The 12,469-nt window shown below is 66.0% G+C and carries 12 protein-coding genes; 5 read left to right on the plus strand and 7 right to left on the minus strand.

Annotated elements, in window-relative coordinates; all coding sequences use genetic code 11:
* Window positions 1-5: 5 nt before the first annotated feature.
* Window positions 6-2,771: a type I DNA topoisomerase gene (gene topA / locus BLV07_RS37175; RefSeq protein ID WP_091895967.1), complete on the minus strand. Its 2,766-nt coding sequence runs from the start codon at window positions 2,769-2,771 to the stop codon at window positions 6-8.
* A gap of 323 nt (window positions 2,772-3,094) precedes the next feature.
* Between topA and BLV07_RS49215 the strand changes: the two genes are divergently transcribed.
* Window positions 3,095-3,238, plus strand: coding sequence for a hypothetical protein (locus tag BLV07_RS49215; protein ID WP_244551336.1), 144 nt, complete (start codon window positions 3,095-3,097; stop codon window positions 3,236-3,238).
* Between the two features lie 171 nt (window positions 3,239-3,409).
* Here BLV07_RS49215 and BLV07_RS37185 read toward each other — a convergent pair whose 3' ends face one another.
* Window positions 3,410-3,880, minus strand: coding sequence for a winged helix-turn-helix transcriptional regulator (locus tag BLV07_RS37185; protein WP_091895971.1), 471 nt, complete (start codon window positions 3,878-3,880; stop codon window positions 3,410-3,412).
* Window positions 3,881-4,003: 123 nt separating this feature from the next.
* On the opposite strand from BLV07_RS37185, the gene BLV07_RS37190 reads away from it, so the two are divergent.
* The gene (locus BLV07_RS37190) at window positions 4,004-4,777 is read left to right on the plus strand and encodes an SDR family NAD(P)-dependent oxidoreductase (RefSeq protein WP_176946015.1); all 774 of its coding nucleotides are present in this window, start codon (window positions 4,004-4,006) and stop codon (window positions 4,775-4,777) included.
* A 170-nt stretch (window positions 4,778-4,947) separates the two neighbouring features.
* Window positions 4,948-5,130 (plus strand): hypothetical protein, encoded by a 183-nt coding sequence (locus BLV07_RS37195; protein ID WP_091895976.1) that lies wholly within the window; start codon window positions 4,948-4,950, stop codon window positions 5,128-5,130.
* A gap of 72 nt (window positions 5,131-5,202) precedes the next feature.
* Here the strand turns inward: BLV07_RS37195 and BLV07_RS37200 are convergent, their stop codons facing one another.
* Window positions 5,203-5,811 (minus strand): FMN-dependent NADH-azoreductase, encoded by a 609-nt coding sequence (locus BLV07_RS37200; protein ID WP_091895979.1) that lies wholly within the window; start codon window positions 5,809-5,811, stop codon window positions 5,203-5,205.
* Window positions 5,812-5,893: 82 nt separating this feature from the next.
* On the opposite strand from BLV07_RS37200, the gene BLV07_RS37205 reads away from it, so the two are divergent.
* Window positions 5,894-6,340 carry a winged helix-turn-helix transcriptional regulator gene (locus BLV07_RS37205; protein WP_091895981.1) on the plus strand — a complete coding sequence of 149 codons (447 nt, stop codon included), beginning with the start codon at window positions 5,894-5,896 and terminating at the stop codon, window positions 6,338-6,340.
* Window positions 6,341-6,621: 281 nt separating this feature from the next.
* On the opposite strand, the gene dprA is transcribed toward BLV07_RS37205, so the two are convergent.
* Window positions 6,622-7,764, minus strand: a complete 1,143-nt coding sequence (dprA, locus tag BLV07_RS37210) for a DNA-processing protein DprA (RefSeq protein WP_091895984.1) — start codon at window positions 7,762-7,764, stop codon at window positions 6,622-6,624.
* A 91-nt stretch (window positions 7,765-7,855) separates the two neighbouring features.
* On the opposite strand from dprA, the gene BLV07_RS37215 reads away from it, so the two are divergent.
* The gene (locus tag BLV07_RS37215) at window positions 7,856-9,100 is read left to right on the plus strand and encodes an amidase (RefSeq protein ID WP_091896115.1); all 1,245 of its coding nucleotides are present in this window, start codon (window positions 7,856-7,858) and stop codon (window positions 9,098-9,100) included.
* Here BLV07_RS37215 and BLV07_RS37220 read toward each other — a convergent pair.
* From BLV07_RS37220 to BLV07_RS37230, 3 genes are all read right to left on the minus strand, one after another.
* The gene (locus tag BLV07_RS37220; RefSeq protein WP_091895987.1) at window positions 9,092-10,306 is read right to left on the minus strand and encodes a patatin-like phospholipase family protein; all 1,215 of its coding nucleotides are present in this window, start codon (window positions 10,304-10,306) and stop codon (window positions 9,092-9,094) included. The two genes, BLV07_RS37215 and BLV07_RS37220, sit on opposite strands and share 9 nt — an antisense overlap.
* Window positions 10,307-10,518: 212 nt before the next feature.
* The gene (plsY, locus tag BLV07_RS37225) at window positions 10,519-11,115 is read right to left on the minus strand and encodes a glycerol-3-phosphate 1-O-acyltransferase PlsY (RefSeq protein ID WP_091895991.1); all 597 of its coding nucleotides are present in this window, start codon (window positions 11,113-11,115) and stop codon (window positions 10,519-10,521) included.
* A 47-nt stretch (window positions 11,116-11,162) separates the two neighbouring features.
* A complete protein-coding gene (locus BLV07_RS37230; RefSeq protein WP_176946019.1) occupies window positions 11,163-12,464 on the minus strand; it encodes a dihydroorotase in 1,302 nt (433 codons plus the stop codon).
* Between the last annotated feature and the right edge of the window lie 5 nt (window positions 12,465-12,469).

Genomic DNA, 12,469 nt, shown 5'->3' on the forward strand with positions numbered 1-12,469 from the left:
AACCTCTAATTCTTGCCGGCACTCTTCTTGGCCGGAGCCTTGGTGGCGGCTGCCTTGGTCGGCGACGGCTTTGTGGCAGAAGTCTTGGCCGTCGACGGCACGGCGGCGCGCGCCTTGCTGGTGGATTCGGTTTTCGATTTGGCCGCGGCTTTCTTCGCGGCGGGTTTCTTCGGCTTTGGCGCGGCGTCCTCTCCGTCCGCAGCCTTCTCCGTAGCCTTCTTGGCCTTGGCGGGCTTGGCCGCCTTCTTCGCCTTGGTCTTGCCACCGCCCTTGGCGGCACGCTCGTCGATCAGCGCGATCGCCTGCGGCAGCGTGATGGCGTCCTTTTCGAACTCGGCCGGGATCGTCGCGTTGACACCGCCCGCGGTGACGTAGGGGCCATAGCGGCCACTCTTCACGGTGACGGTGCCGAGTGTCGGATGATCGCCGATTGCCTTGCCGGGATCGGCGCCGAAGCGGCGGCTCGGGCCCTTGGCGACCTTTTCCGCGATCAGCGTCACCGCGCGGTTGAGGCCGATGTCGAACACCTCGTCGCCGGCCTCGAGGCTGGCGTAGGTCTTCTCGTGCTTCACGAACGGCCCGAAGCGGCCGAGGCCGGCGGTGATCGGCTGACCGGTTTCCGGGTGCTTGCCGATCTCACGCGGCAGCGACAGCAGTTTCAGCGCAAGCTCGAGGTCGACATCGCTGGGCGAGGTGCCCTTCGGAATGCCTGCGCGCTTCGGCTTCTCGCCTTCCTCATAATCCTTCTGCTCGCCGAGCTGGATGTAGGGGCCGAAGCGGCCGGCCTTGACCCAGACATCGAAGCCGGTGTCGGGATCCTGGCCGAGCGAGCGGTCGGCGTTGGCTTCGCCATCGGCGGCGAGCTGGCGGGTATAGCGGCACTCCGGATAGTTCGAGCAGCCGACGAAGGCGCCGAACTTGCCGGCCTTCAGGTTCAGCCGGCCGGTGCCGCAGTTCGGGCACTGCCTGATGTCGCCACCATCGGCGCGAGGCGGATAGATGTGCGGGCCCAGCATCTCGTCGAGCACGTCCAGGACCTGCGCGACGCGCAGATCCTTGATGTCGTCGACGGCGCCGATGAAGTCGCGCCAGAAATCCTTCAGCACCTCCTGCCAGGAGATCTCGTTGTTGGAGATGCGGTCGAGCTGCTCTTCGAGGCCCGCGGTGAAGTCGTATTCGACGTAGCGGCTGAAGAAGCTCTCGAGGAACGCGATCACGACGCGGCCCTTGTCCTCGCCATGCAGGCGCTTCTTCTCCAGCTTGACGTAGCCGCGGTCCTTGAGGACCTGGAGGATCGAGGCATAGGTCGAGGGCCGGCCGATGCCGAGCTCTTCCATGCGCTTGACGAGGGATGCCTCCGAGAAGCGCGGCGGCGGCTCGGTGAAATGCTGGGTGACGGCGAGTGACTGCCGCTTCAGGGCTTCGCCGGCGCTCATGCCGGGCAGGCGGCGGGAGTCCTCGTCCTCCTCGTCGTCGCGGCCTTCCTGGTAGAGCGCGAGGAAACCGTCGAACTTGACGACCTGGCCGGTGGCGCGCAGCTCCAGCGTCCGGCCGCCGGCTTTTGCGGTGATGTCGACCGTGGTGCGCTCGAGCTCGGCCGCTTCCATCTGGCTCGCGATGGTACGCTTCCAGATCAGCTCATAGAGCCGGGCCTGATCGGCATCGAGTTTGCGGCTCATGCTGTCGGGCCGGCGCGAGAGGTCGGTCGGACGGATCGCCTCGTGCGCTTCCTGGGCGTTCTTGGCCTTGGCCTGGTACTGGCGGGGAGCGTCCGGCACATAGGCGTTGCCGTAATCCTCGCCGATCACCTTGCGCGCCTGGGTGATCGCCTCGGGGGCGATCTGGACGCCGTCGGTACGCATATAAGTAATGAGTCCGGTGGTCTCGCCGCCGATGTCGATGCCTTCATAGAGGCGCTGGGCGATGCGCATCGTGTGCGCCGGCGCAAAGCCGTATTTGCGGCTGGCTTCCTGCTGCAGCGTCGAGGTGGTGAAGGGCGCCTGCGGATTGCGCCGCGCGGGCTTGGCATCGACCGCGGTCACGGCGTAGGCGGCTGCTTCCAGCGCCTTCTTGAAGTCTTCGGCTTCCGCGCCGGTGCCGATGTCGAGGCGCTGGATCTTCTTGCCATCGGCGCCGACCAGGCGGGCCTCGAAGGCATCGCCGCGCGGGGTCAGCAGGGTCGCGACCAGCGACCAATATTCGCGCGGGACGAACTTCTCGATCTCGAGCTCGCGGTCGCAGACGAGGCGCAGCGCCACCGACTGCACGCGGCCGGCCGAGCGCGCGCCGGGCAGCTTGCGCCACAGCACGGGGGAGAGGGTGAAGCCGACCAGATAGTCCAGCGCGCGGCGCGCCATATAGGCATCGACCAGCGCGCCGTCGATCTGGCGCGGATGCTTCATGGCTTCCGAGATCGCCTGCTTGGTGATGGCGTTGAACACCACGCGCTCGATCTTCTGGTCCTTCAGCGCGCGCTTCTCTTTAAGAACCTCCAGCACGTGCCAGGAGATGGCCTCGCCCTCGCGATCAGGGTCGGTGGCGAGAATCAGGCGGTCAGCGCCTTTCAGCGACCTCGCGATATCGTTCAGCCGTCCGGCGGCCTTGGGGTCGACCTCCCAGATCATCTTGAAATTGGCGTCGGGATCGACGGAGCCGTTCTTGGCGGGGAGGTCGCGGACATGGCCGAACGACGCCAGAACCTCGTAGGACGAGCCCAGATATTTGTTGATCGTCTTGGCTTTCGCCGGCGACTCCACAATGACGATATTCATGTAGTTCCAGTAACTTACGGGAAAATCTTGGGCCGAATACGAAAGGACTCGGGTCGGCCGTTTCGACCCGAACATGGGTGGTGAGGCCGGTCCTGTCAAATCGGCGGGTGTTGAAAGCCGCCGCAATGGGAAAAGTTTCATATCGAGAAAGTTGCAAAATACCACCTTGGAGTTGCGGCCGATGTCGGCGTAATGTTTCCGCGGGGCATGGATTCGGGGTGGGTCTGGTGACTAGGCCAGGAAAGAAACGGGCGCGCGCCGCAACAGGCGCGCCGGGAGGCTCGCGCAACGAGGAACCGGGGGAAGGTGGGGCGGATGAGGCGGTGGCCTTCATTGCCGAGCAGACGGCTGCCCTGCGCAAGCTCGCCGAGCGCCACAAGCTGCACGTGTTACATTATCTCTTGGGCATGACACAGCTCGAGGCCGACGAGCATCTGAGGCTGCGGAGCAGGCGCAAGCTGTCGTGAGAGGCGGGCGTTGCTCCACAAAGGCTGTCATGCCCCGCGCAGGCGGGGCATCCAGCACGCCGTGGCCTCTCCGTATTCACCGCCGCCTCTGGAATACTGGATCGCCCGCCTTCGCGGGCGATGACATCGAGAGTGTGGTCACAGCTCGCCACAGGCTCGTCAGCGCGACGGCTATCCCGCCGACCGCCGCCGCGGCGCCGGCCGCGGCTTCAGCGTGGTGTCGGCCGGGCTGAGCAACCGGCCGTCCTCGGCGCGCATTTCGAGCTTCTTCACCGGGCGGCCCTTGGCGCGATCGACCAGGATGGTCGCGATCTCCTCGGGGTGATCGTCGAACTCCTCGCTCCATTGCCGCAGCGCCACCAGGATCGGGAAGGTGCCGCGGCCCTTCTCCGTCAGCACGTATTCCTGGTAGGCGCTGCCGTCGGAGGCGGGGGCGGTCGCCAGAATGCCGTGCTCGACGAGTGACCGCAGTCGCACCGACAAGATGTTCTTGGCCATGCCGAGCTTGCTCTGGAATTCGCCGAAACGGCGTGCGCCGAGCAGCGCCTCGCGGATGATCAGCAGCGACCACCAGTCGCCGAGCGCCTCCAGCGATCGCGCGATCGGGCAGGCATCGCCCTCAAAGCTCGTTCGTTTCACCATGGTCTTTCGTCCTGTCGCGTTCGCCCGCTTTCGGCGGGCGATCACGCGCTTGTGTGGTTGCATCATAAAACCATTTCCCCTACATGGCAACTTAGTTTTATCATGCAACTACTGGAGGCGAGCGTGAGACTGAAGAACAAGACGGCCCTGATTACCGGCGGCAACAGCGGCATTGGCCTTGCGACGGCGAAACTTTTCGTAGCCGAGGGCGCCAAGGTGGTGATCACCGGGCGCAACAAGGAGACGCTGGAGGCAGCTGCGAAAGAGCTCGGGCCGAACGCGCTGGCGCTCGCCGCCGACGCCACCGACATCGCCGCGACTGAAGCCGCGATCAAGAAGGGCCCCGAGACGTTCGGCAAGTTCGACATCGTCTTCGCCAATGCCGGCATCGCCGGCGGCACGCCGCTCGGCTCGGCGACGCTGGACGTCTTCGAGAAGGTGATCAGCACGAACCTTACCGGCGTGTTCTTCACCGTTCAGTCGGCGCTGCCCTATCTCAAGGACAATGCCTCGATCATCCTCAACGGCTCGGTGATCTCCGTGCTCGGCATTCCCGGCTACTCGGCTTACGGCGCCGCGAAGGCTGGCGTGCGCGCGATGGCGCGGATCATGGCTTCAGAACTGTCGCCGCGCGGCATTCGCGTCAACGTGGTGGCGCCCGGTGCGATCCGCACGCCGATCTGGGGACCTGCGGTCGCGACGCCCGAGGCCGAGAAGGCGTTCGAGAAGCGGATCGCGCTGTCGACGCCGCTCGGCCGCATCGGCGAAACGGATCACGTTGCGAAGACGGTGCTGTTCCTCGCCTCCGATGATTCCTCGCATGTGCAGGGACAAGAGATCTTCGTCGATGGCGGCGCGGTGGCCTCTCCGAGCGGCGCGCCGATCTATCGCGGCTGATCAAATGCAAATTGAATCGGTTGGCGCAGTGCGCGCGGTTGCGCCGGCCGGTTCCTGCATCTTGCGCGACGTACTCCAAAACCTTTGCGTGAGAACTTGAACCTTCGCGCACACTGCCAAGACATTTTTACGGGCAGGGGTCAGAAGACTCATTTTTAAGGGAGTCCGTTATGCCGAAAGCAGCCCGTATTTTTTCGTCGATTTCATCACCGCGTATTTACACTGAAAATTCCGCCACCCCGGCCAAGCGCTCTGGAAGGTCCGAACTCGTCGCGGTCGCACTGTTTTCCGGAATCGGCCTGTTCGTCTCGCTCGTCGCCGTGATCCTGGGCATGCAGGGCGTCTGGTTTTAGCTTCGCAGATCGCGCAACCGTCCATCAGCCGCCGCAGGCGATCCCGCGGCGACTGATGATGTCGGTCTGATCTCAGGCCGCGCGCAGGCTGGTTGCCGCCTGGAGCGCGCCGGCCAGCGACTTCTCGCGATGCTCCGGTCCGACCTGGATGCCGTCGGCGATGATGAATTCGGCATTATGGATGCCCATGAAGCCGAATACGCCGCGCAGATAGCTTTCGAGGTGCTCCAGCGCTGCGGCGGGCGAACCCGCGCCATAGTATCCGCCGCGGGAGATCGCGACGATCACGCGCTTGCCGCCGGCGAGCCCCTCCGGCCCCGCCGCGCCATACTTAAAAGTCTTCCCCGCCACCAGGACGCGGTCGATCCAGGCCTTGAGCTGGCTTGGGATCGTGAAATTGTACATGGGCGCACCGATGACGACGATGTCGGCGGCCAAAAACTCGTCCAGAGCGGCCGCACTCGCGGCGAGGTCGGGTGCGAGTTCCGCCGGCGCGGGTGCGCCTTGCGCGGCCGCCAGGTGCGAGCCGGAGAGATGGGCGAGCGGAGTCTGGGTCAGGTCGCGATAGACAACGTCGAGCCCGGGCGTCGCCTGGCGCAGCCGGTCGACGATGGCGGCGGAGACCTGCCGGCTGACGGAGTGGGGGCCGAGGACGCTGGAATCGATATGGAGGAGTTTCATTGGGTCACCCATGGTATAAGTTTGTAACCCGCGCTACATGAGTGACTGTCGAAATCCCCGCAAGAACGCACTTTTTTGAGCCATGGGCACATTATTGAAACCTGAGAACACCGATTTGCCTGCTCCGCCGAGGCCAAATCCAAGGTCGGATACAAGGCCCGATCCCATGCCGGATCCCAACCATGCGGACTGCCGTGGGGTCGCCTCCGTGCTGTCCCGTGTCGGCGACAAATGGAGCGTGTTCGTCATCATGATGCTCAGCGACGGGCCGAAGCGCTTCAACGAGCTGAAGCGCATGATCAACGGCATCTCGCAGCGGATGCTGACCTTGACGCTGCGCGGGCTGGAGCGCGACGGCCTCGTCACGCGCACGATCTTCCCCACCATTCCGCCGCGCGTGGACTACGAACTCACCGATCTCGGCCGCGGCCTGTCGCAGCCTGTCGAGGCGCTCGGCAAATGGGCGAAGGACCATCTGGTGCAGATCGAGGAGGCGCGGACGCGCTTTGACGAGCGCAACGACGGCTGACGCGCAATCAATTCCGATTGACCCATGCGAGCCGCGGTTCATCTCGTGGTGCTGAATTAAGAATGAAAAGTAGATGCGTCCCTCGTGCCATCGGGATGGTTTTACCCTCCCCTGGAGGGCGAGGGTCGGCTCACATTGAGCGCAGCGAAATGTGAGACGGGGTGGGGTGACAGTCTCTCCACGTCGAACAGTGTTGCTCGTGGAGAGATCACCCCACCCCGCTCGCGCTTTGCGCGATCGACCCTCCCCCTCCAGGGGAGGGTAAGGTACAGGCCAGCTCTCTAAAGCAGCGACACCAATCCGCCGCCGTGACGCTCCAGCTTTCCGGCCAGCTCGAGCTCCAGCAGCACGGTGCGCACGATTGCGGGCGAGGCGCCGGACATCCGCACGAGATCGTCGATCGAGATTGGGGCAGGGCCGAGCAGGCCGGTGATCTGGTCGCGATCGTGGCCTTGCGGATCGCTCTCGAACGGCTCGCTGTCGGGCTCGCTCGCCGGATGCATCAGCGGGCGCTCCATGATCGGCTGCACCGCATTGACGATGTCGGCGGCCTCGGTGACGAGCGTTGCGCCCTGCTTGATCAGATCGTTGGTGCCGGCGGCGCGCGGATCGAGCGGCGAGCCGGGCACTGCGAACACCTCGCGGCCCTGTTCGGCCGCCATGCGCGCGGTGATCAGCGAGCCCGAGCGGTGCGCCGCTTCCACCACGACCACGCCGAGCGACGCACCGGAGATCAGGCGGTTGCGGCGGGGAAAGTCGCGGGCACGTGGCTCATGGCCGAGCGGCATCTCGGAGATCGCAGCGCCCTCATGGTCGAGGATCGCGGCGAGCAGGTCGCCATGCTCGGGCGGATAGATGCAATCATGCCCGCCGGCGAGCACGGCGATCGTGCCGCTTTCGACGCTCGTGCGATGCGCGGCCTGGTCGACGCCGCGGGCGAGGCCGGAGATGACGACGAAACCGGCTTCGCCAAGCTCGCGCGCAAGCTGGCCGGCAAACTTCAGCCCGGCGCCGGAGGCGTTGCGCGAGCCGACGATCGCGATCATCGGCCGCATCAAGGTTTTCGTGTCGCCGCGCACGGCGAGCAATGGCGGCGCATCGTCGAGCGTTGCGAGCCGCGCCGGATAGCCGTCCTCGCCGGGCGCGAGCCAGGCGATGCCGAACTTGCGGCTCGCGGCGAGCTCGGCCTTCGCTTCATCGGCGCTACAGATGCGCCCCGATCGCTGCGCACCGCCACGGCGCGCCAGATCCGGCAGCCGCTCCAGCGCGGCGCGCGCGGTGCCGAAATGGTCGACTAGCGAACGGAAGGTGCGCGGCCCGACATTGTCGGAGCGGATCAGCCGCAGGTGGTCGATCCGCTCAGACTCGGTCAGCTCCACGCTCGGATTGATGGCGTCCACGGCGTCTCCTTGCAGGTACAGCATGGAACAACCTGAGGGCGTTGCGCAACAGGGACGTGCGCTTGCGCGACCGCGCCCCGATGCTAAAAGCGATGCCAATAAGAAGGATTTTGCCATGATCTTACTCGCCGACCTCCAGCGCCGCATCGAAGCCGGCGAGTTGTCGCCCGATGCCGCGATCGCGCAATCGCATGCGGCGATCGAGGCCAAGGAGCAGGACGTCCGCGCCTTCGTTCGCCACGATAAGGCCGCGAAGGCGCAAGGCGCCGGTCCGCTGCGCGGTATCGCGGTCGGGATCAAAGACATCATCGACACCGCCAATATGCCGACCGAGATGGGCTCGGAAATCTATCGCGGCTGGCAGCCGCGCTCGGATGCACCGGTCGTGATGATGCTGAAGCGGGCGGGCGCCACCATCATCGGTAAGACCACGACCACGGCATTTGCCTCGCGCGATCCAACGCCGACGCGCAATCCGCACAATACGGGCCATTCGCCGGGCGGCTCATCCTCGGGCTCCGCGGCAGCCGTCGGCGCCGGCATGATCCCGCTGGCGCTGGGCACCCAGACCGGCGGCTCGGTGATCCGCCCCGCCGCCTATTGCGGGACCGCCGCGATCAAGCCGTCGTTCCGCATGCTGCCCACGGTCGGCGTCAAATGCTATTCATGGGCGCTCGACACGGTCGGCCTGTTCGGGGCGCGCGCGGAAGATCTCGCGCGCGGGTTGCTGGCGATGACAGGGCGCAGCGAATTCTCCGGCATCACCGCAGCGAAGTCGCCGCGCGTCGCCGTGGTCAAGCAGGAGTTCGCAGGCCCGGTGGAGCCGGCGGCTGAAGAGGGGCTGCAGGCCGCGATCAAGGCGGCGACGCGCGCCGGCGCCAGCGTGCAGACCATCGATCTGCCCGAAGCGGTGCAGGAGGCCTGGCGCATCCATCCGATCGTCCAGGATTTCGAGGCGCATCGCGCGCTGGCCTGGGAATTTTCCGAACGCCACGATGAGATCGCGCCGATGCTGCGCGCCAGTCTCGACGCGACGGCCGGCCTGACGCCGAAGGAATATGACGAGGCGCGGCGGATCAGCCGTCGCGGCCGCCGCGAGCTCGGCGAACTGTTCGAGGGCGTCGACGTGCTCCTGACCTATTCCGCGCCGGGCACGGCGCCGGCCAAGGAGCTCGCGACCACGGGCGATCCCCGTTACAACAGGCTCTGGACGCTGATGGGCAATCCTTGCGTCAACGTACCGGTGCTGAAGGTGGGCGGCCTGCCGATCGGTGTGCAGGTGATCGCACGCTTCGGCAACGATCCGCTCGCACTCGCAGCGGCCTGGTTCCTGGAGGAGGCGCTGGCGAAATCAGGCTAGCGCGGGTTCGGCGGCAACAATGCGCTGGCCTGATACAGCCGGCGTTGCGTTGTTATCTTCACATTGCAGCCAGCGCTCCGCGGCCTCGCGGCCGCTGCGGTGCAGGAGCCGAATGAAGCCGCGGCCGAGATCGGTGGACGAGCGTTGCGCCAGCCCGTCAACGAAGTCTTCGGCTGCGATCCTGGAGAGCCGCAGCGAAGGCGCGGCATGGGCCTGCGCCCATTCGATCGCGGCGATCTCGGCGTTGAGCGCGGCGTTGGCCGCGATCTGATCAAGCCGGCGGTCGATCGCGGCGAGCGTGATCGGCACATAGCTGTCGCGCGCCGGCGTGACCTGGACCAGCAGGACATCGGACGTCGTCGTTTCCTGCGCCAGCCGCAGCAGCGGCGGGTTGCCGCCAAAGCCGCCGTCCCAATAGGCCTCGCCGTCGATCTCGACGGCGCAGTGGACGAGGGGCGGGCAGGTCGAGGCCAGCGCGACGTCGGCGGTGACAGCGTCATTGCGGAAGATCTGTTGCTGGCCGTCGTGGATCCGCGTCGCTGCGATCAAGAGCTTCGGACATTTCGGATGGCGCAGGGCGGCGAAATCGATGTCGCGCGACAGTGCCTGCCGCAGCGGATCGAGATCGAACGGATCGAAGTGGCCGGAGCGCAGCGTCGGCCCGAACGCGACCGAGCTTCCCGCCGGCGAGAAGCCGCCGACCAGCATCAGCGCGCGGAACGAGGCTTCATGCATCAGGCGGAGCCAGAACCGGTTCAGCCGCGACCGGGCGCCTTCGCGGCCGCCTTCGGCAAAACCGGAGGCGAGCAGGAGCGCATTGATGGCACCGGCGCTGGCGCCGCTGATGGTGTCGATCGCGATGGAGGGCTCTTCCAGCAGCCGCTCGAGCACGCCCCAAGTGAAGGCGGCGAAGGTGCCGCCGCCCTGAAGCGCCAGCGACAGTTTTCGCGGTGGCCATTGATCGGAATGCGTCCGCGCGGGCGCGACCGGTGCAGCCTTCGTCATGACGATATCGACGGGAGCGTCGGCTTTCGCGAGCGGCTCAGGCTGCGGTGCTTGCGGTAAAGCGAGAGCAGGTTCTGGTGCGGGAGGCGGCGAGGCCGCATCGGACCAGATATTGGTCATCGACAGCAGTCGGCTCGCTGCGGTGCCCGAAGCACGCTGCGAACCAACCCCGTCATGCGCGCCGACAATCTTCTCGCTCATTCTGAGCTACCGCGTAACGCTATCCACGCTGTCAGGATGACAGCCCCAGAACCCCGCTGGCCAATACAACAGTGATTCGGCCGCAAGTTGCGAACAGGATTTGGGATATAATGTGGAAGGGCCGTTTCGGTATCCGTAGATGTCCGGCTCTGGATTCTTGTTTTGACGCGTCTTCTTGACGCGAACCGGCATCCACTTCGCTCGAAAACGCTCTAGGCCTTCTCGCCGATCCGGCTTTCCTTGCCCGCTTGCAGGCGCTTGATGTTCTCGCGATGCGCGTAGAACAGCAACAGCGTCAGCACCGCTGTCAGAGCGGACAATGCGAGGTGCCCGAACCACCACAGGAATATCGGCGTGATGAACGCCGCCACCAGCGCGGAGAGCGAGGAGTAGCGGGTGGTGAAGGCGGTCGCCAGCCAGAGCAGGCAGAACACGATGGCGCCAGGCCAGAACAGGCCGAGCAGGATGCCGATATAGACGGCCACGCCCTTGCCGCCTTTGAACTTGAGCCAGACCGGGAAGAGATGGCCGAGGAATGCGCCGAGCCCGGCCACCATGGCGGCATTGGGCCCTGCAACGTAGCCGGCAATCACCACGGCCACGGTGCCCTTGAGCGCGTCGAACAGCAGGGTGCCCGCGGCGAGGCTCTTGCGTCCCGTGCGCAGCACATTGGTGGCGCCGATGCTGCCGGAGCCGATCGAGCGGATATCCTGGGTGCCCGCGAGCTTGGTGAGGATCAGCCCGAACGGAATCGAGCCGAGGAGATAGCCGATGACGAAGGCCACCGGCAAAAATGCTTCAAGCCCCATGGCGGCAGCTCCAAAGGCTGGATCTCCATGTCGAACGATCGCGCGCGTCAGACATGCTCGTAGACCGTCCGTCCGCCGACAATGGTGCGCACCACGCGGCCTGTAAAGCGGGCCTCGTCGAACGGGGTGTTCTTGCAGGGCGATTTGAGGTCGGCGGGATCGACCACCCACGGCGTATCGGGGTCGATCACGATGACATCCGCCGGGCTGCCGGCGCGCAGGGTTCCGCCTTGTAGCCCGAGCAGCTCGGCCGGTCGGGTCGACATCGCGCGGATCAGCGTTTTCAGTTCCATCTCGCCATTGTGCACGAGGCGCAGACCCGCGGGCAGCATGGTCTCGAGTCCGACGGCGCCGGGAGCGGCTTCCGCGAACGGCAGGCGCTTGACCTCGACGTCCTGCGGATTGTGGTCGGACATGATGACGTCGAGAAGGCCGGAGGCGAGCGCCGCCACCAGCGCGCGGCGGTCGTCCTCGGTGCGCAGCGGCGGCGACAGCTTCAGGAACGAACGATAGGGCCCGATGTCGTTCTCGTTCAGCGCCAGATGATTGATCGAGACGGAGGCGCTGACGGTAAGCCCGGCGTCGCGGGCGCGCTCCAAGATCTCGAGGGAATCGATGCAGGTCAGCGACGCCGCGTGGTAGCGGCCGCCGGTGAGCGCGACGAGCCGCAGATCGCGCTCCAGCATCACGGCTTCGGCGGCGTTCGGAATGCCCATCAGGCCGAGCCGGGTGGCGAACTCGCCCTCGTTCATCACGCCTTCGCCGACGAGGTTGGGATCCTCGGTGTGATGCACGATCAGCGCGTCGAAGTCGCGGGCGTAGGTCAGCGCACGGCGCATCACCTGGGCGTTGGTCACGCTCCTGTCGCCGTCGCTGAAGGCAACTGCGCCAGCCGCCTTCAACAGGCCGAACTCCGTCATCTCCTCGCCGTGCATGCCCTTGGTCAGCGCCGCCATCGGCTGGATGTTGACGATCGCGGTGTCGCGGGCGCGCCGCATCACGAAGTCTACCGTCGCCGAATTGTCGATCACCGGCGAGGTGGCGGGCTGGCAGATGATGGTGGTGATGCCGCCGGTTGCTGCGGCCTGGCTCGCCGAGGCAAAAGTCTCGCGGTGGCTGAGACCGGGCTCGCCGACGAAGGCGCGCATGTCGATCAGGCCCGGCGCCACGATCTTGCCGGAGCAGTTGACGATGTCGGTGCCCTCGGGGACGCCGGCCGCGCCAATGCCGCGGCGGGTCTCGCGGACGATGCCGTCGGCAATGAGAACGTCGGCGACACCGTCGAAATCCTTGCTGGGATCGACGACGCGGGCGTTGGCGAGCAGGATGGGGCGGCGGTCGGTCAACATCGGCA

The organism is Bradyrhizobium sp. Rc2d, from assembly GCF_900099855.1.
Lineage (GTDB): Bacteria > Pseudomonadota > Alphaproteobacteria > Rhizobiales > Xanthobacteraceae > Bradyrhizobium.